Annotated in this window: 19 protein-coding genes and 1 pseudogene; 10 read left to right on the forward strand and 10 right to left on the reverse strand. The window is 71.9% G+C overall.

Annotation, left to right across the window (positions count from 1 at the left end):
• The 3 genes from ACRYR2_RS07865 (at position 1) to ACRYR2_RS07875 (ending at position 3,034) form a co-directional block, all read left to right on the forward strand.
• Entirely contained in the window at positions 1–1,110 is a 1,110-nt protein-coding gene (locus tag ACRYR2_RS07865; protein WP_432562287.1) for an S-(hydroxymethyl)mycothiol dehydrogenase, read from the forward strand.
• A complete protein-coding gene (locus ACRYR2_RS07870) occupies positions 1,107–1,733 on the forward strand; it encodes an MBL fold metallo-hydrolase (protein WP_432562288.1) in 627 nt (208 codons plus the stop codon). Before ACRYR2_RS07865 ends, ACRYR2_RS07870 begins: the two co-directional genes overlap by 4 nt.
• A gap of 80 nt (positions 1,734–1,813) precedes the next feature.
• Entirely contained in the window at positions 1,814–3,034 is a 1,221-nt protein-coding gene (locus ACRYR2_RS07875; RefSeq protein WP_432562289.1) for an AI-2E family transporter, read from the forward strand.
• 28 nt (positions 3,035–3,062) lie between these two features.
• Here ACRYR2_RS07875 and ACRYR2_RS07880 read toward each other — a convergent pair whose 3' ends face one another.
• Positions 3,063–3,551: an SRPBCC family protein gene (locus tag ACRYR2_RS07880; protein ID WP_432562290.1), complete on the reverse strand. Its 489-nt coding sequence runs from the start codon at positions 3,549–3,551 to the stop codon at positions 3,063–3,065.
• Positions 3,548–3,886: an ArsR/SmtB family transcription factor gene (locus ACRYR2_RS07885; protein ID WP_432562291.1), complete on the reverse strand. Its 339-nt coding sequence runs from the start codon at positions 3,884–3,886 to the stop codon at positions 3,548–3,550. The genes ACRYR2_RS07880 and ACRYR2_RS07885 overlap by 4 nt, the downstream gene beginning before the upstream one ends.
• A 187-nt stretch (positions 3,887–4,073) precedes the next feature.
• Between ACRYR2_RS07885 and ACRYR2_RS07890 the strand changes: the two genes are divergently transcribed.
• The 4 genes from ACRYR2_RS07890 (at position 4,074) to ACRYR2_RS07905 (ending at position 8,255) form a co-directional block, all read left to right on the forward strand.
• Positions 4,074–4,931, forward strand: coding sequence for an aminoglycoside phosphotransferase family protein (locus ACRYR2_RS07890; protein WP_432562292.1), 858 nt, complete (start codon positions 4,074–4,076; stop codon positions 4,929–4,931).
• Between the two features lie 439 nt (positions 4,932–5,370).
• Complete coding sequence (locus ACRYR2_RS07895; protein WP_432562293.1) at positions 5,371–5,859, forward strand: GNAT family N-acetyltransferase; 489 nt, start codon at positions 5,371–5,373, stop codon at positions 5,857–5,859.
• Positions 5,860–5,925: 66 nt separating this feature from the next.
• Positions 5,926–6,444: an SET domain-containing protein gene (locus ACRYR2_RS07900; RefSeq protein WP_432562391.1), complete on the forward strand. Its 519-nt coding sequence runs from the start codon at positions 5,926–5,928 to the stop codon at positions 6,442–6,444.
• A 524-nt stretch (positions 6,445–6,968) separates the two neighbouring features.
• On the forward strand, positions 6,969–8,255 hold the full coding sequence (locus ACRYR2_RS07905; RefSeq protein ID WP_432562294.1) for a hypothetical protein: 1,287 nt from the start codon (positions 6,969–6,971) through the stop codon (positions 8,253–8,255).
• A gap of 321 nt (positions 8,256–8,576) precedes the next feature.
• Here the strand turns inward: ACRYR2_RS07905 and ACRYR2_RS07910 are convergent, their stop codons facing one another.
• The 3 genes from ACRYR2_RS07910 to ACRYR2_RS07920 form a co-directional block, all read right to left on the reverse strand.
• Complete coding sequence (locus ACRYR2_RS07910; RefSeq protein ID WP_432562392.1) at positions 8,577–9,077, reverse strand: dihydrofolate reductase family protein; 501 nt, start codon at positions 9,075–9,077, stop codon at positions 8,577–8,579.
• 188 nt (positions 9,078–9,265) lie between these two features.
• Entirely contained in the window at positions 9,266–9,850 is a 585-nt protein-coding gene (locus ACRYR2_RS07915; protein WP_432562295.1) for a TetR family transcriptional regulator, read from the reverse strand.
• A gap of 283 nt (positions 9,851–10,133) precedes the next feature.
• Complete coding sequence (locus tag ACRYR2_RS07920; protein WP_432562296.1) at positions 10,134–11,051, reverse strand: NAD-dependent epimerase/dehydratase family protein; 918 nt, start codon at positions 11,049–11,051, stop codon at positions 10,134–10,136.
• Positions 11,052–11,255: 204 nt separating this feature from the next.
• Here ACRYR2_RS07920 and ACRYR2_RS07925 point away from each other — a divergent pair.
• Positions 11,256–11,705 (forward strand): annotated as a pseudogene (locus tag ACRYR2_RS07925) (class I SAM-dependent methyltransferase); the annotation flags it as partial.
• Between the two features lie 231 nt (positions 11,706–11,936).
• Here the strand turns inward: ACRYR2_RS07925 and ispF are convergent.
• From ispF to ACRYR2_RS07940, 3 genes are read right to left on the reverse strand one after another with little or no spacing between them, the layout of a single operon-like run.
• Positions 11,937–12,416 (reverse strand): 2-C-methyl-D-erythritol 2,4-cyclodiphosphate synthase, encoded by a 480-nt coding sequence (gene ispF / locus ACRYR2_RS07930; RefSeq protein WP_432562297.1) that lies wholly within the window; start codon positions 12,414–12,416, stop codon positions 11,937–11,939.
• The gene (gene ispD, locus ACRYR2_RS07935) at positions 12,413–13,096 is read right to left on the reverse strand and encodes a 2-C-methyl-D-erythritol 4-phosphate cytidylyltransferase (RefSeq protein WP_432562393.1); all 684 of its coding nucleotides are present in this window, start codon (positions 13,094–13,096) and stop codon (positions 12,413–12,415) included. The genes ispF and ispD overlap by 4 nt, the downstream gene beginning before the upstream one ends.
• Positions 13,093–13,575: a CarD family transcriptional regulator gene (locus ACRYR2_RS07940; RefSeq protein ID WP_012084764.1), complete on the reverse strand. Its 483-nt coding sequence runs from the start codon at positions 13,573–13,575 to the stop codon at positions 13,093–13,095. The genes ispD and ACRYR2_RS07940 overlap by 4 nt, the downstream gene beginning before the upstream one ends.
• A gap of 321 nt (positions 13,576–13,896) precedes the next feature.
• On the opposite strand from ACRYR2_RS07940, the gene ACRYR2_RS07945 reads away from it, so the two are divergent.
• The gene (locus tag ACRYR2_RS07945) at positions 13,897–14,565 is read left to right on the forward strand and encodes a hypothetical protein (RefSeq protein ID WP_432562298.1); all 669 of its coding nucleotides are present in this window, start codon (positions 13,897–13,899) and stop codon (positions 14,563–14,565) included.
• A gap of 70 nt (positions 14,566–14,635) precedes the next feature.
• Here the strand turns inward: ACRYR2_RS07945 and ACRYR2_RS07950 are convergent, their stop codons facing one another.
• Complete coding sequence (locus ACRYR2_RS07950; RefSeq protein WP_432562299.1) at positions 14,636–15,316, reverse strand: winged helix-turn-helix domain-containing protein; 681 nt, start codon at positions 15,314–15,316, stop codon at positions 14,636–14,638.
• Complete coding sequence (locus ACRYR2_RS07955; RefSeq protein WP_432562300.1) at positions 15,313–16,581, reverse strand: sensor histidine kinase; 1,269 nt, start codon at positions 16,579–16,581, stop codon at positions 15,313–15,315. The genes ACRYR2_RS07950 and ACRYR2_RS07955 overlap by 4 nt, the downstream gene beginning before the upstream one ends.
• Before the next feature lie 199 nt (positions 16,582–16,780).
• Between ACRYR2_RS07955 and phoU the strand changes: the two genes are divergently transcribed.
• Positions 16,781–17,446, forward strand: coding sequence for a phosphate signaling complex protein PhoU (gene phoU, locus ACRYR2_RS07960; protein ID WP_432562301.1), 666 nt, complete (start codon positions 16,781–16,783; stop codon positions 17,444–17,446).
• The last annotated feature ends 26 nt before the right edge of the window (positions 17,447–17,472 follow it).

Below are 17,472 nucleotides of genomic sequence, written 5' to 3' on the forward strand. Positions count from 1 at the left end.
ATGGCCTGGACCGTTCCCGCAGTGATCTCGCGCGCCAAGGGCGCCCCCGTCGAGACCGTCGACATCGTCGTGCCCGACCCGATCGCCGGTGAGGTCGTCGTCGACGTCGCCGCCTGCGGGGTGTGCCACACCGACCTGCACTACCGCCAGGGCGGCATCACCGACGACTACCCCTTCCTGCTGGGCCACGAGGCCGCCGGCACCGTCTCGGCTGTCGGCGAGGGCGTCACCAACGTCGCCGTGGGCGACACCGTGGTGCTGAACTGGCGTGCGGTGTGCGGGCAGTGCCGGGCCTGCAAGCGGGGCCGGCCGCAGTACTGCTTCGCCACCCACAACGCCACCCAGAAGATGACGCTGACCGACGGCACCGAGCTGACCCCGGCCCTGGGCATCGGCGCCTTCGCCGCCAAGACCCTCGTGGCCGCGGGCCAGGCCACCAAGGTCGACCCGTCGGTGGACCCGGCCGTGGCGGGCCTGCTGGGCTGCGGGGTGATGGCCGGCATCGGCGCGGCGGTCAACACCGCCCCGGTCCAGCGCGGGGACACCGTGGCCGTCATCGGCTGCGGCGGCGTGGGCTGCGCGGCCGTGGCCGGCGCGGTGCTGGCCGGGGCCCGGCGCATCATCGCCGTCGACATCGACGACAAGAAGCTCACCTGGGCCAGGCAGCTGGGCGCCACCCACACCATCAACAGCAAGGGCCTGGACGAGGACGGCGTCGTGGCGGCGATCGCCGAGCTGACCGACTCCTTCGGCGCCGACGTCGTCATCGACGCCGTCGGGCGGCCCGAGACCTGGCGGCAGGCCTTCTACGGCCGCGACCTGGCCGGCACCGTCGTGCTGGTCGGCGTCCCCACGCCGGAGATGACCCTGCAGGTGCCGCTGGCCGACGTCTTCGGCCGCGGTGGGGCGCTGAAGTCGTCCTGGTACGGCGACTGCCTGCCCGAACGCGACTTCCCCCAGCTGCTGGAGCTGCACGCGAACGGCCGGCTGCCGCTGGACGCGTTCGTCTCCGAGCGCATCGGCCTGAACGACGTCGAGGAGGCCTTCGCCACCATGAAGTCCGGCGACGTGCTGCGCTCCGTGGTGATCATGGACGGGGCGAGCTCGTGAGCGCGCGGGTCGAGCACCTGGTCACCTCCGGGACGTTCTCCCTGGACGGGCAGACCTTCGAGGTCGACAACAACGTCTGGATCGTCGGCGACGACGAGCAGGTCGTCGTCGTCGACGCCCCGCACGACGTCGAGGCCATCGCCGCGGCGATCGGGGACCGGCGGCTGCTGGCGGTGGTGTGCACGCACGCCCACGACGACCACGTCCGCAAGGCCCCGGAACTCGCCCAGAGGTTCGGGGCGCCGATCCTGCTGCACCCGGCCGACCGCGAGGTGTGGGACCTGACCAACGCCGGGGTCGAGACGACCGACCTGTCCGACGGTGAGGTGATCCGGGTCGCCGGGACCGACCTGCACGTCCTGCACACCCCGGGCCACACCCCGGGTGCGGTGTGCCTGTACGCGCCGGAGCTGGCCACGGTCTTCACCGGCGACACCCTGTTCGCCGGTGGCCCGGGCGCCACCGGCCGCTCGTTCTCCGACTTCGCCACGATCATCGACTCCATCCGCGACGTGCTGCTGCAACTGCCCGCCGAGACGCGGGTGCACACCGGCCACGGCGACGACACCGTGATCGGTGAAGAGGCCCCGCACCTGCAGGAGTGGATCGACCGGGGCCACTGAGGGGCCACTGACGGGTCACCGACGGCTCGCGAGCGGGCGCGCGGGTGCCGGGGGCCTCATTCGCTGAGAGCATCCTCAGCGTGAGTGAACAGCCGGACACCCCGCCCACCGCCGCGCCGCCCGGTCCCCGCGAGCGCCCCACCCGGGTGGTGGAGCGCGGGATCACCGATGCGTCCCGGTGGGCTCTGCGTCTGCTCGTCCTCGGCGTCGGCATCGCCGGCCTGCTGTGGCTGTTGGGCAAGGGCTGGTCCCTCGTCCTGCCGCTGCTGCTGGCGATCCTGCTCAGCGCCATCCTGTGGCCGCTGACGCGGGTGCTGCGGGGGGTGCTCCCCCGCTCGCTGGCCGCGCTGTCGTCGATCCTGCTGCTCATCGTCGTCGTGGTCGGCATCTTCGCCGCCCTCATCCCCAACGTGGCCGGTCAGGCCGGCGAGGTCGCCGACTCCGCCGTCGAGGGGCTGGACCGCATCCAGGCGTGGGTGGCCGGTCCCCCGCTGAACCTGGGCGACGACGAGATCGGCAACCTCGTCAACCAGGGCATCAGCGAGCTGCAGAACAACGCCCAGAGCATCGCGCTCAGCGTGGTCGGCGGTGTCGGCTCGGTCGGCGCGACCGTCGGGTCCGGACTCATCACCTTCCTGCTGGTGCTCGTCCTGGCCTTCTTCTGCCTCTCGGACGGGGACCGGCTCGTGCCGTGGTCGCGGCGGTGGATGAGCGCCGAGGCGCACCGGCACACGGTGGCACTGGGTGGACGGATCTGGGCCGCCATCCACGGCTACATCATGTCCCAGGCCGCCGTCGCGCTGGTCGACGCGATCTTCATCGGCGTCGGCATGGCGATCGTCGGCGTGCCGTTCGCGCTGCCGCTGGCCGTGACGATCTTCTTCGCCGCCTTCATCCCCATCGTCGGTGCGGTGGTGACCGGCGTGCTGGCCGTCCTGGTGGCGCTGGTGACGCTGGGCTGGGTGCAGGCGCTGATCGTGCTGGGCATCGTCCTGCTGGTGCAGCAGCTGGAGGGCAACGTCCTGCAGCCGTTGCTCGTCGGGCGCTCGCTGGCCCTGCACCCGGCCGTGGTCATCGGCTCGGTGACCATCGGCGGCACCCTGTTCGGCATCACCGGGGCGCTGCTCGCCGTTCCGGTCGCGGCGATCGTGACGGTGATCCTGCGCTACGTCCACCACGAACTGGTCCCCGACGAGCCGGAGAACCCGCAGGTCAAGGAGAGCAACAAGCGCCGCCGCCGGGTGTCCACCCCCGACGAGGCGCCCGAGGCCGCCACCGCGACCGAGGTTCCGAAGAGCTGAAGCGCACAGCCCTCCGGGGCCGGCGGACTCAGCTCAGGGACGGGAGCAGGGCATCGAGCCGGGCGTAGCCCTGGACCATGCCCTGCTCCATCCCGCTGGACACCATGCCGTCGCGGGCCGCGACGCTCGGGTACGTCGAGTGGCCCACCAGGCGGGTGCGGCCGCCGCCGAGGTCGACGAACTGCAGCGACTCGAGGCTGACGTCGTCGGGCGTCCCCTCGAACTCGAAGGTCTGGACGATGCGCTTGTCCTGCTCGACCCGGTGGATGACGCCGTTGAACCGGTACTCCTGCCCGGAGGGGCTGTGCTGGACGAAGCGGTAGCTGCCCCGGGTCCTGAAGTCCCACTCGGGGATGTCGGTCTCGTACCCGTCCGGGCCCATCCACTGCTTGACCAGCTCGGGGTCGCTGTGGGCGCGGAAGAGGGCCGCGACGGGGGCGTCGAACTCGCGGACGGTGTCGATGAACGGGGTGCCCGCCGGTGCCTCGACGGTGAGGTGCCGGGTTTCGGTGGTCATTCTCGATCCTCCTCGATCGGTGTCAGGACGGCGTCGAGCCGTCGGTAGGCGCGTTCGTGCGCGAGGCGGTAATCGTCGAGCCACGACGTGAGTTCCTCCAGCGCCGCGGGAACCAGGTGCACCGGACGGCGCTGCCCGTCGCGGCTGCGCCGGACCAGCCCGGCGTGCTCGAGGACCTTGATGTGCTTGCTGACGGCCTGCAGGGACATGTCGAACGGTTCGGCGAGGTCGCCGACCGAAGCCTGCCCCCGGCTCAGCCGGGCGACGATGGCCCGGCGGACGGGATCGGCGAGCGCGGTGAAGGCCCGGTCGAGCCGGTCGTCCTCACCAGACATTCAACCCTCCGGTTGATCAACTGACAGGTTGATAGATTACGCCGGCGTCGGAACGAGCACAAGGGGGTCATGGCGGTCTTCGACCAGGACAGATCCGGTGAGACGAACCGCCGACCTTCGCGGTCGTCCCGCCTCCGGTGCAGCCGTGCTCGACCGCAGCGGACGACCCCACCAGTGGCATCAACCCGTGACGAGGCCGGCCGACGACGCTACGTTCGGCGCCGTGGAGGAGCGGATGGCCGGCGGCCGCAACGACGGCGCCACCCGCGCCGGGCAGACGGTACGCAGGCTCACCGGGGAGCACACCGCAGGCGTGCACGCCCTGCTGCGCCACCTGCGTGCTGTCGGCTTCACCCAGGCACCGGAAGTGCTCGGAGTCGACGAGCAGGGCCGTGAGGTGCTCACCTACCTCGAGGGCGAGACCGTCGGGGACAGCCGGCCTTGGCCCGCGTGGGCGCACAGCGAAGCGGCGCTGGTCGCTGCCGGGCGCTGGATGCGTGACTTCCACCAGGCCTCGCGCTCCTTCACCCCACCTGCGGACGCGCACTGGTTCGGGGATCACGACGACCTGCGGGCCGGGGAGGTCATCGGCCACCACGACGCCGCCCCCTACAACGCCGTCTGGCGCCCTGCTCCCACCACCTCCGACCCCGAGGGCGGGCAACTCGTCGGCGTCATCGACTGGGACCTGGCCGGACCTGCCGCACCGGTGCGTGACGTGGCGTTCCTGGCGCTGATGTGGGTACCGCTGACCGCCCACGACGTCGCCCGCGGCGACGGTTTCCCTGCCGACACCGACCGTCCCCGTCGCCTGCGCCTGCTGCTGGAGGCCTACGGCTGGCAGGGCAGCACGGAAGAAGTGCTCCAGGCTGTGCGTGAGCGCGCTCTGCAGCACGCCGCCGGACTCCGGCACGCGGCCGCTGACGGGTACGGCCCTGCCGTGGAACTGGTCGCCGAAGGGGTCGCCGACGACTTCGAGCGCGCCGTGAGCACCCTGGACGCCGAGACACCCCGGCTGCTCCAGGCCGAGCGCGAGCCGCAGTAGGCCGCAGGGATGTGCTCACCGGGAACTCGCGTATCAGGCCTGACCTCGCCGCCCCGAGGAGCGACCGGTCATCCCGCTCTCAGGGCGCGACACGGCCATGCCCAGCAGCCACGGTCGGTGGCACGGCTCAGCAGCTTCACTGCAGCAACCGCAGCCGGGCAACTCCCTGCGCCGAGGCGGCGGTGACGAGTCCCACGAAGACGCAGCAGAACGCGTCGAGCCGCAAGCTGATGATGCCGAGACGCTCACCTCGCACCCCTGCCGGGTCAGGAGGTGAACGCTCAAGACGTCGACCTCGTCGTCCCGCGGGCCGCGCGCTCGCGTCGAGAGGAACGGGACGACGGTGCCGGCGGTGGTTCCCACGCATCCGCGCTCCTACGATCACGAGATGACGCCCGGGGTCACTGTTCGCCGTGCGCAGGCCGGCGATGCCCCACAGATGGCACGGGTGCACGTCACCTCCTGGCAGCAGACCTACCGCGGCCTGATGCCCGACTCGGTACTGGACGACCCAGGCCTGCTCCGAGCTCGTGAACGCTTCTGGACCGGCGCCCTGACCGGTGAACGCTGGGCCGGCAACCGCGCCGCCGTCGCCGAAGTCGACGGAACCCTCATCGGCATCGCCCTGTCCGGCCCCACCCAGGAGCCCGGGACCGCGTGGCAGTTCCAGCTGCACCTCCTCTACGTCGACGCAGCCCACCACGGCTCCGGGGCAGGACCGGCCCTGCTCCACGCCGTCCTGGACCCGCACGAATCAGCTGCGCTGTGGGTGGCCGATCCCAACCCCCGCGCGCAAGCCTTCTACCGCAAGCACGGCTTCGCCCCCGATGGACACAGCAAGACCGAGGACGGCCTGCGCGAGGTCCGATGGGTCCGCCCGGCGGGCACGCCGCAGCCCGGCGCCGCGGCCGGGCGTCCACGCCGCTGATCGCTCATCCGGCCACAGCGGTTGCCCCCCACCGGCCGGAGCGATCAAGGTGCTGGCGTGGAGAGGATGTCGTTGCCCGACCCCGACTGCTGGCTCAGTCCCTCGGCCCGCGTCGGGCGGTCCCCCATCGAAGGCCACGGCCTGTTCGCCGTCGCTCCCATCCCGCACGGAACGGTGATCAGCCGCTTCGGCGGCCGGCTCGTCACCGACGCCGAACTGCGTCAGCTCTTCGCCGAGGCCTCGACGGCCGGTGTCTACGTCGACACCCTGTCCATCGACGCCGACCTCAACCTGGTCCTGCCAGCGGACGTGCCCCACCACGCCGGCAACCACAGCTGCGAGCCGAACACGTGGTGGGCCGACCCCTGCACCGTCATCGCCCGCCACGACATCGGCCGGGGTGAGGAACTGACCCTGGACTACGCCACGATCACCGACGATCCCGACTTCGCCATGCTGTGCCGGTGCCGCTCGGCCTCCTGCCGCGGCCACGTCACCGGCCGGGACTGGCAGCTGAGGGATCTGCAGGCGGCGTACGGGAAGCACTGGGTACCGATCCTGCGGCAACGCATCGCCGGCTCCTGAACCGTTCCGTCCACACCGCCGGCGCCGGTCACGGCGCTGGTCGTGCGGAGCCTGCGGGGCAGGAACCGGTGTCGCTGTGGACGCACGACGCGAAACGATGCGCTCGTGGACAGCGACACCGGGCTCCGGCGGGCACCGGCCGGCCTACCTCCTCAGCCCGAACGCCTGGTGGTTCCCGAAGTCGTCGCCTTGCGCCCGTTCCGCACCGACGACGCGGCGATGGCGGTGCAGTTGTCGCGCGACCCCTACGTCCCGCTCACCGGCAGCCTGCCCGCCCACGCCGACGCGTTCCAACGGTGCGACGTACGCGCACGGCGCGATCGGCTGGACCGTGGAACTCCCCGGTCGACCACTAGTGGGTTCGCCGACTCCGCTGCCGAGTGGAGGCCACGAGAACCGAACCCACACCCACGAGGACCACTCCCAGGACGAGGATGACCTCGATCCGACTCGCCCCTGTGTTCGCCAGCGACTCCGTGGTGCCTGCTCGGCCAGCGACCGCCTCCACGCTCTGAGCGCTGCTGGTGACCACGACCACGCTGAAGGCTCCGCCGGTGGTGGGGCTGGCGCTCGTGGTGGGAGTGTCGTTCGACGTTCCACCCGTGGTGGGGCTGACGCTCGTCGTGGGGCTGGCACTCGAGGTGGGCGTTCCGTACGAACCCTCGCCGGTGGTGGGGCTGGCACTCGAGGTGGGCGTTCCGTACGAACCCTCACCGGTGGTGGGGCTCGCACTCGACGTGGGCGTTCCGTACGAACCCTCACCGGTGGTGGGGCTCGCACTCGACGTGGGCGTTCCGTACGAACCCTCACCGGTGGTGGGGCTGGCACTCGAGGTGGGCGTTCCGTACGAACCCTCACCGGTGGTGGGGCTCGCAGTCGAGGTGGGCGTTCCGTACGAACCCTCACCGGCGGTCGGGCTCGCACTCGAGGTGGGCGTTCCGTACGAACCCTCACCGGCGGTCGGGCTCGCACTCGAGGTGGGCGTTCCGTACGAACCCTCACCGGCGGTCGGGCTCGCACTCGACGTAGGCGTTCCGTACGAACCCTCACCGGCGGTGGGACCAGCACTTGAAGTGGGCGTTCCGTACGGGGCTTCGTCGGTGGCGGACTCTTCCGGCGCTGACTCCTCCGGCGCGGACTCTTCCGGCACCCACTCATCGGTGGCCGACTCATCCGGCGTCGACTCGTCGGTGGACGACTCATCCGGCACCCACTCATCGGTGGCCGACTCATCCGGCGTCGACTCGTCGGTGGACGACTCATCCGGCGCCGACTCGTCGGTGGACGACTCATCCGGCGTCGACTCGTCGGTGGCCGACTCATCGCTGGGGGTGTCGTACGGTGCGGAACCGGTGGTCGCGCCCGACGGAACCGGGGGTTCCTGCTGCGCCGTCGGTCCGAGCGCCTGCGCGCTGGTGAGGGACAAACCCACCAGGCACAACGCTGCGACGGCCGCCAGCAGCAGCGAACGCACCTTCGACCACCTCACCAAGACCGTCATGACGTCCCCCAAGTCGCTGAGTGATCAGTCGAAAGCCGGATCGCGCGCGGCCGTAGTGACCGGTGCCGGTCATGATGAGCTGGCTCCTCGACGAGGGTCAACCTCCTCCGGCGCGCGCAGTCCCGCCACGAACTCCGCGGCGAGGCCGCGGTGCAGGTCGTCAGCGCCGGCGGTCGACTCGGCGAAGTGGAGTTCGGGAACCGGGTTCACGAGCGAGCCGTGGTGGACTGCGGCTGCACCAGTCACCCCCCGCCGGCGCGTCGCCGCGGCGCGACGACGCGTTTCAGAAGTGTTGCGCCGCAGGCGTTGACCGTGCGCACGCAGCACGAACCGCAGGGACGATGACCGCGCCCTGAACGGGATGGTGCCCTGCTCCGACGTCGGCTCCGAGGCTGCCTGGAGCGACCGCCGACGTTCGGCGTGGCGACAGCGTTCCACCGGCCCCCACCGATCCCGGAACCCACCGCCGCAAGTCGGCAGTTCCCCGACAGCGTTCAGCGGTGCTGGTGGTCGGTGCGAACACCGGAGCGGTCGGTGCGTCAGGTGCAGGGTGCTGAGCTGGTCCTCGGCCCTTCTCGGAGACGGTCAGCCGACCGCGACGGGCCGGTGGACGACTTCCTCTCGTGCACCTTCAGCGGCTGATGCCGTAGGTGGACTGTACGAAACCGGCGCCCAGGACCGTCGTGGCCCGGTGCTGCAGGTCCACGTCGGCTTCCAGGTGACCGAACAGACGCAGTCCCTGCCCCAGCAGGACGGGCACGGTGGTGATGGTGATCTCCTGGACCAGGCCGGCCGACAGGAAGGACTGCACCACCTGCCCACCGTCGAGGTAGACACGCCGGGCACCGAGGGCGGTGATCTCCTGCACCGCCTGCGGGACGTCGCGCACGACCTGCACTCGGGGGTCAGCGCCGGCCTCGGCGCGGCGGCTGAGCAGGAGGACCGTCCGCCCGGGGTAGGGCCAGGCGTCGAAGGTGAGGGCCTTCTCGTAGGTGCCGCGCCCCATGAGCAGGACGTCGACGCCTTCCACGAAGGATTCGTAGCCGGTCTCCCCCGCCTGGGCACCGCGCTGGGTGAGCCAGTCGATGTCCCCGTCCGGACGGGCGATGAAGCCGTCGAGGCTGGTGGCGATGAAGACGGCTCCGGCGAACGCCGCACGAGTCCTGGACGAGTTCCCGGGAGACGTGTGGTGGCCGTCGACGAGGTGGCGAAGGAGGGAGTGGAGGTCACGGGATCTTCCCTTCCGTTGTCGGGGTGGGTGACGGGTCGCGCGGTGCCGGCCCGTCGAGCTCGGAGTTCACCGCGATCGGGCCGGTGGGTTCACGGACGGTGGGGGCGCAGGACCGCGTCGACCGCAGCGCGCAGCTCGTGAGCCAGGGAGGAACTCCCCGTCAGCGGCCACAACGTCAACACACCGTTGTAGGTGAGGTAGACGCTGTGAGCCAGCGCGCCGGCATCGACGCCGGGGAGCAGTTCCCCGGCTGCGACCGCCTCGCGCAGCAGTTCATCGATCCGCGACTGCGCCCGGTGGGCGTTGGCGGCCGCCAGGACCCGGAACTCCTCGTCGGTGAGGTCCAGTTGCAGGAAACTGAGGTTGTTGGCCAGGTCCGAACGTGAGCGCACCTGCGCCGTGAGCGCGGCCAGCGCCGCGTGCAGCGCCTCCAGCGGTGAGGCCGCGTCGGCGCGAGCGGTGGTGAAGCACGCGTCGGTCGCCGCCTCGCCGCGGCCGGCGAAGTCGAGCAGCAGCTGACGTTTGGAACCGAAACGCTGCACCAGTCCCGCCGCGGACAGGCCTGCTTCGGCAGCCACCGCCGCCACCGTGGTGCCCTTGAGCCCGTGGCGGCGCATCACCGCAGCCGTGGCCTCGAAGACGAGTTCGTCGCTGACGGCGCGTGGGCGGGCCACTCCACTTCCTTCCTGGCAGGACGGCGTGCGTCGGCGGTCGCCGGTCGACGGGTGGCGTCGACCGACCCTCGCGTTAGTGAACGTACGTTAAGAAACGCGCTCGGTCAAGGGCGCGGCCTGCGCCGAGTCGTCACCGGGCACGAGCCGGTACCTCGTCGACGTCCTGGCGCGCCGATCTGCGCGCGACCGTCGCACCCACCGGTGTCACCACGTGGAGTGAGCCGTGGGTGTCCTGGAACGGTCGTCCCCGCAACGCCTTGGGGACACCCGCACCCGACCGACGTCACGCCCCGGCACGGGGATCGTCCAGCACCTCGCGCCAGGAGTGCTGCGGGACGTAGCCGAGCAGGTCGCGGGCCTTGTCGATGCTGTACAGAGTTTCGTCGCGGCCCAGCTCGCGGCGCACCTCGACACCGTCGTAGAAGGTGTCGATGACCTCCTGGGTGGTCGCGGCGACGGACGTGTCGGCGTTGGCGACGTTGAAGATCTCGAAGCCCAACCCGTCGGTCTGCACGGCCCGCAGGGTCAGCTGGCCCAGGTCGCGGACATCGATGTAGGCGAACAGGTTGCGCCGTCGCAGCGACGGGTCGGCCAGGAAGGGCGGGAACTTCTCGGCGTACTCGTCGGGCTCGATGACGTTGTTGATCCGCAGGCCGTAGACGTCCACGCCGGTGCGGGCCTGGAAGGAACGCGCGACCACCTCCCCGGCCACCTTCGACATGGCGTAGGAGTCCTCCGGCACCACGGGGTGTTCCTCGTCGACCGGCACGTACAGCGGTTTGCGCTCACCCCGGGCGAAGCAGATGCCGTAGGTCGTCTCCGAGGAGGCGAAGACCACCTTGCGGACGCCGAGCCGGGTCGCGGCCTCCAGGACGTTGTAGTGGGCGACGATGTTGACCTCGAAGGTCCTGGCGTCCGGGGCCAGCAGCATGCTGGGGATCGCGGCGAAGTGGACGACGGCGTCGTACGCCGAGCCGGTGGTCGTACCGGGGTGCGGGTCGTCGAGGTCGGCCATCGTGGGCGTGCCCGCCATCGCCGAGTAGACCTGGCCGGCGTCGGTCAGGTCGACCCGCAGGTCGGTGACCTCGGGGTGCCCCAGCGGGGTGAGGTCGGCGTTGGTGACCTGGTGCCCCTGGGAGGCCAGGTACGGCGCGACGTGGTGACCGGCCTTGCCGCTGCCGCCGGTGAAGAAGATGCGCATGCCTCCAGCCAACCACCCCCCTGCCGCCCCGCCACAGGGAAGCGCTCGGACGTCGTCGCGACCGCGATCGTCCGGTCCGCCGGAGCGCGAACCCCGTTCCCGGGGGTCCGTGCTCGACCGGCTTCGTCGGTCTTGTGCGCGCGTGCGGCGACCTGCTCGGATGCTGCCCGGTGCGGACGAGTCGGTGGAGGCGTGGCGGTGGCGGTGGCGGCAACCGGTCGACGGGTACTGGCCTGGTGCGACGACTGGAACCGCCGGCACCCGTGGGACCACAACGCCCACCACCACGGCTGGATCGAACGGCACCTGCCCACCCGCATCGGCACCGCCCTGGACGTCGGCTGCGGCACCGGCGACCTGGCCCGTCGACTGTCCCGAAGCGCCGGGCACGTCACCGGCGTGGACGCCGACCCCGCCGTCATCGACACCGCCCGTCGCCTGGCGCGCGGGCAACCCGACGTCGACTTCCGCTGCGAGGACCTGCTGACCGCCGACCTGCCCGGTGGCTACGACGTCATCACGGCGCTGGCGGTCCTGCACCACGTCCCCCTCGAGCCGGCGCTGACCCGGCTGCGCGACCTCCTCGCCCCCGGGGGCACGCTGCTGCTCCTGGGCCTGTACCGCGAGGAGGCGCTCTCGGAGCACCTGCTCAGCGCCGCGGCCGTTCCCGCCAACCTCGTCCTGGGCACGGTCGAGACCGTGCGGCGAGGCTCCTGCCGGCGCCCGATCGCCCTGACCGCACCGACCGCCCCCTGCACCACGACCCTGCGCGAGGTCCGTGACGTGGCGGACCGGAGGGTTCCGGGAGCGGTCCTGCGCCGGCACCTGTTCTGGCGCTACTCGCTGCGCTACGTCCGTCCCGTCCCAGGAGGACGGACAGCGGTGTCAGCGCGGGACGACGAGCGCGGTGGCGACGGCGGCGATCCCCTCGCCACGGCCGGTCAGCCCGAGCCCGTCGGTCGTCGTCCCCGCGACGGAGACCGGAGCGCCGCACGCCTGGCCCAGCGCCTCCTGGGCCTGCGCCCGTCGGCGGCCGATCTTGGGCCGGTTGCCGATGACCTGGACGGAGACGTTGCCGATCTCGAAACCCGCCTCGCGCACGAGCCGGGCGGCCTCGCCCAGCAGGCGCGCACCCGAGGCGCCGGCGAACTCGGGCCGCGACGTCCCGAAGTGGGCGCCGAGGTCGCCGAGGCCGGCCGCGGCGAACAGCGCGTCGCAGCAGGCGTGCGCGGCGACGTCACCGTCGGAGTGGCCGTCCGGGCCGAACTCCTCCCCCTCCCACAGCACGCCGGCGATCCAGCAGGGCCGACCGGCGACGAGGGGGTGGACGTCGACACCGGTTCCGACGCGGGGCAGGGCGGTCACGAGGTGGCCTCCGCGGCGAGCAGGGCGTGCGCCAGCAGCAGGTCGAGCGGGCGGGTGACCTTGAACGCGTGGTCGTGCCCGGGAACGGTGAGCACGGGGTGCCCGAGCGCCTCGAGCATCCCGGCGTCGTCGGTCGCGGCCGCCCCGGGAGCGGCCGCGGCGTGCGCGGCCTGCAGCGCGGACCTGTCGAAACCCTGCGGCGTCTGCACGGCGACCAGCTCCGCACGCTCCACGGTCTCGACGACCTGGTCTCCCGCAACACGTTTGACGGTGTCCGACACCGGCAGCACGGGGATCACCGCGGGGGCGCCGGCACGCACGGCCGACACCACGGCCGCGAAGACGGCCGGCGGTGTGAGGCAGCGGGCGGCGTCGTGCACGAGGACGACGTCGACGTCGTCCGGCAAGGCGTCGAGCCCGAGCCGGACGGAGTCCTGACGTTCGGCACCGCCGGGCACCACCACGACGTCGGGCAGCAGCGGGCGCAGCGAACCGGCGACCTCGTCGCACGCACCGGCAGGCGCGACCACGACCACGACGTCGATGACGCCGGAGGCCGCGGCGCGCCGCACCGCGTGGACGAGCAGCGGAACACCCGCCAGGGCGACGAGAGCCTTGGGGCGGGCAGCCCCCAGGCGGTCGCCCCGGCCGGCGGCCGGGACGACGAGCGCGGACCTCAGGAGGCCAGGACCTCGTCGAGCAGCGACTCGGCCTTGTCCTCGTTGGTGTTCTCCGCCAGGGCGAGCTCGGAGACGAGGATCTGCCGGGCCTTGGCCAGCATGCGCTTCTCACCGGCCGACAGACCGCGGTCCTGGTCGCGGCGCCACAGGTCGCGCACGACCTCGGCCACCTTGACGACGTCACCGGACGCGAGCTTCTCGAGGTTCGCCTTGTAGCGGCGGGACCAGTTGGTCGGTTCCTCCGCGTACGGGGTGCGCAGCACCGAGAAGACGCGGTCGAGCCCCTCGCGACCCACGACGTCGCGCACGCCGACCAGGTCGACGTTGTCCGCCGGCACCTCGATGGTCAGGTCGCCCTGGGCGACCTTGAGCACGAGGTACAGCTTGTCCTCACCCTTGATGGTCCGGGTCTTGATCTCCTCGATCAGTGCTGCCCCGTGGTGGGGGTAGACGACCGTTTCGCCGACCGTGAAAGCCATAGAACGTGACCCCTTTCCCTGAGTCCAGGTTACCACGCGCCAGAGGGCGTGGACAGTCCCGATCGGAGCGTTTGCGCAGGTCAGAGGCCCACTGGCGCGAACTGAGGGGTTGACAGACCCCGATCGGCGTGCTTCGCGCGCGCTCTACGAGATCACCGGGGGTGGTCGAACACACACGCAGTGCGGTCGCACGACCGGGGGTCGTGTCGTGGCGGGACCGTGAGGGCGGGTGATCGTGCGGAGCGCGCGGCGACGCGGTGGCGACCGCCGCGGCACGCCAGCCACTGCGACCACTGCTACGACTGCCGGTAGTCTGAACGCGTGAAGCTCCGCACCCGCTCCGCCCGCTCCGGCCCGGCAGCCGGCCACCCCCTCGCGCGCCGGTCCGCCGCCGCGGTCGTGACCGCGGTCGCGACCCTCGGGGTCGCGGGCTGCTCGGTCTTCTCGCCGGCCATCGTCCTGCAGCCGTACGACCCCAGCGACGGGACCGGCGGCGGCCTGGGGGGCGTCGACATCCGCAACGCCCTCGTCGTCTCCAGCGGCGTCGACCAGCCCGGCGTCCTGTCGGCGGTCCTGGTCAACAGCGGCGAGGAGGACGCCTCCGTCGCCGTCTCGGTCGACGTCGCCGCGGGAACCGCTGCCCCGCAGTCTTTCTCCGTGCCGGCCGGCTCGACGCTGCACATCGGTGACCCCGGCGCCGTGGCCGACGCCGGCGAGAGCACCGACGACGACGCCGGCGTGGAGAGCGAGGTCGCCTGGCTGCAGGTCCCGCAGATCCCGGTGACGCCGGGCGAGACCGTGCCGGTGACCTTCACGGTCGGCGGCGAGAGCCAGGTGCTGGATGCGCCGGTGCTGCGTCCCTGCTTCGAGTACGCCGCCATCACGCCCACCCCCGCTCCCGAGGCGACGGCCCCGGCCGCCGGCGCCGAGGCGACGCAGATCGCCTGCGGTCCCGAGGTCGGCGAGGGCACCAGCCCCGAAGAGCACTGACGCTGCCCACAGCGCCGAGAACGCCGGAGGGGGCGGTCCCCCGGGACCTCCCCGTCCGGCGTTCTCGGGTTCAGCCCTCGAACTTGTACCCCAGCCCCCGCACCGTCACCAGGTACCGCGGGTTGGAGGGGTCGGGCTCGATCTTGGCCCGCAACCGCTTGACGTGGACGTCGAGCGTCTTGGTGTCCCCGACGTAGTCCGAACCCCACACCCGGTCGATGAGCTGCACCCGGGTCAGCACCCGGCCGGCGTTGCGCAGGAGCAGTTCCAGCAGCTCGAACTCCTTCAGCGGCAGCGGAACCCGTTCTCCACGGACGGTGACGACGTGCCGGTCGACGTCCATCCGCACCCCACCGGCCTCGACCGTGGTCTGCACCAGTTCCTCGGGTTCGGCCCCGCGGCGCAGGACCGCGCGGACGCGGGCCAGCAGCTCGCGCGAGGAGTAGGGCTTGGTGACGTAGTCGTCCGCGCCGATCTCGAGTCCCACGACCTTGTCGATCTCCGAGTCCTTGGCCGTCAGCATGATCACCGGGACGCTGGAGCGCGTCCGCAGCTGCCGGCACACCTCGGTACCGGGCAGCCCGGGCAGCATGAGGTCGAGCAGGACCAGGTCGGCGCCCGCCTTGTCGAACTCCTCGAGGGCGTCCGGGCCGTTCTCGGTGACCGCCACGTCGTACCCCTCCCGCCGCAGCAGGTAGGACAGCGGATCGGAGAACGACTCCTCGTCCTCCACCACCAGGATGCGCGTCACGGTCTGACCTCCAGGGAGCTGTGCGGTGTCGTGCGCCGGGCGGACGTCGCCGTCGGCGCGGGAGCGGCCGCCGGGTGTTCGGCGGAGTCGGGGTGGGCCTCGGGCGCCGCGTCGGGGTCCGGAAGCCGCAGGGTGAACGTGGACCCCTCGCCCTCGGCGCTCCACACTCGCACGTCCCCGCCGTGGTTGCCGGCCACGTGCTTGACGATGGACAGGCCCAGACCGGTGCCGCCGGTGGAGCGCGAGCGCGCGGGGTCCACCCGGTAGAACCGTTCGAAGATGCGGTTCAGGTCGGCCTGGCTGATGCCCACGCCGCGGTCGGAGACCGCGATGTCGATGGTCGGGACCTGTTGTCCTCCGGGGGCTCCCACCACGCGCCCGGCGTCGCGTCGCACCTCGACGACCACCTTGCTGCGTTCGGGCGAGTAGGCCAGCGCGTTGTGCACCAGGTTGCGCAGCGCCGTGACCAGCAGTTCCCGGTCCCCGCGCACGTGCAGCCCGCGCTGTCCTGCGACGACGACCTCGGACCCGCGCTGCTGGGCGACCGACCCCACCCGGTCGACGGCCTCGGTGACCAGGGTGTCGACCTCGAGCAGCTCGGGTCGCACGACCTTCTCGGCGGCCTGCAGGCGCGAGAGGTCGATGATCTCCTGGACCAGGGCGGTCAGCCGGCGCGACTCCCGCCGCATCCGGCTGGCGAAGTGGCGCACCGCGTCGGGATCGTCGGCGGCGTCCTCGACCGCCTCGGACAGCAGCGACAGCGCACCCACCGGGGTCTTCAGCTCGTGACTGACGTTGGCCACGAAGTCGCGGCGCACGGCCTCGATCCGGCGCGACTCGGTCCGGTCCTCCAGCAGCAGCAGGACGTGGTGGGGACCCAGCGGTGTCACGCGCGCCAGCACCGCGGCCGGCGGCCGGCCCAGGCCCGCGCCCAGTTCGGTCTCCACCTCACGCACCCTGCCGTCGCGACGGCAGGCGCGGACCATGTCCCGCAGTTGCGCGTCGACGAGCTCTCCCCCGGCGACGATGCCGGTCGCGTAGGAGGCCGCACTGGCCTTGACGACCTCGTCGTCGGCGGCCAGGACGACAGCCGACGAGCGCAACGCCATGAGCACGTCGCTGACCCCCGGTGGCAGGCCGCCCACGGGGGTGGACGACGGTGTGGGGGGGTGCTGCAGCCGCTCGGACAGCCGGAAGGCGGCCACCCCCGCAGCGCCGGTCAGCACGCCGACCGCCGCGGCGATCGACACGGAGACCTCGCCCATCACCCTCCAAGAGTACGGTCGGAGGGAAGGCCTCCCCGGCACCCCGGGCCACGGTGGCCACGGCGCCGGACGATGTTCACCCGCCGGAGGGTGCCCGTTCACCGTGGACTGCGAGCGTGGCGCTGGCAGGATGGCCTGCAGCGACAGCGACGCGTCTCAGACAGCACGGGACGCACGAACAGGCGACCCGGAGGACCCCGTGCGCAACGTGTACCACGACGAACTGACCGGTCTGGTCGACACCCTCGTGGAGATGACCCACCTCGCCGAGTCCGCGATGACCCGGGCGACCAGCGCGATGCTGGACGGCGACCGGGAACTGGCCGAGACGGTCATCTCGGCCGACCGGCGCATCGACGACCTGCAGCGCGACCTGGAGGAACGGGCCGTGCAGGTGCTGGCCCGGCAGTCCCCCGTCGCCACCGACCTGCGCGTGGTCGTGACCGCCCTGCGGATGAGCCACAGCCTGGAGCGGATGGGCGACCTCGCCCGGCACGTCGCCAAGCTGACCCGGCTGCGCCACCCCGACCCCGTCGTGCCGCCGGAGATGCGCGCCACCATCCTGGAGATGGGGCAGGTCGCCGAGCGCATCGTCGCCAAGGCCGGCAGCGTCATCGCCACCCGCGACGTGCACAAGGCCGTCGAGATGGAGGTCGACGACGACGAGATGGACCGCCTGCACCGGCAGGTCTTCGAGGCGCTGCTCGACCGCTCGTGGAACCACCCGACCGAGGTCGCGGTGGACCTGACGCTGTGCAGCCGCTACTACGAGCGGTTCGCCGACCACGCCGTCTCCGTCGCCAAGGCCGTGGTCTTCCTGGTGACGGGCTCACGCGACGAGGACGTTGCCGCGCAGCGGGTCTGATCGTCCGGACAGCGGGCTCGCGAACG

This window comes from Kineococcus deserti, from assembly GCF_050871945.1.
Classification (GTDB): domain Bacteria; phylum Actinomycetota; class Actinomycetes; order Actinomycetales; family Kineococcaceae; genus Kineococcus.

Coding starts and splice junctions, on each gene's coding strand:
- ACRYR2_RS07885 (WP_432562291.1), bottom strand. CDS start 3,886: ATGTCTGGTGAGGACGACCGGCTCGACCGGGCCTTCACCGCGCTCGCC.
- ACRYR2_RS07880 (WP_432562290.1), bottom strand. CDS start 3,551: ATGACCACCGAAACCCGGCACCTCACCGTCGAGGCACCGGCGGGCACC.
- ACRYR2_RS07955 (WP_432562300.1), bottom strand. CDS start 16,581: ATGGGCGAGGTCTCCGTGTCGATCGCCGCGGCGGTCGGCGTGCTGACC.
- ACRYR2_RS07940 (WP_012084764.1), bottom strand. CDS start 13,575: ATGGCTTTCACGGTCGGCGAAACGGTCGTCTACCCCCACCACGGGGCA.
- ACRYR2_RS07895 (WP_432562293.1), top strand. CDS start 5,371: ATGGCACGGGTGCACGTCACCTCCTGGCAGCAGACCTACCGCGGCCTG.
- ACRYR2_RS07920 (WP_432562296.1), bottom strand. CDS start 11,051: ATGCGCATCTTCTTCACCGGCGGCAGCGGCAAGGCCGGTCACCACGTC.
- ACRYR2_RS07900 (WP_432562391.1), top strand. CDS start 5,926: ATGTCGTTGCCCGACCCCGACTGCTGGCTCAGTCCCTCGGCCCGCGTC.
- ACRYR2_RS07865 (WP_432562287.1), top strand. CDS start 1: ATGGCCTGGACCGTTCCCGCAGTGATCTCGCGCGCCAAGGGCGCCCCC.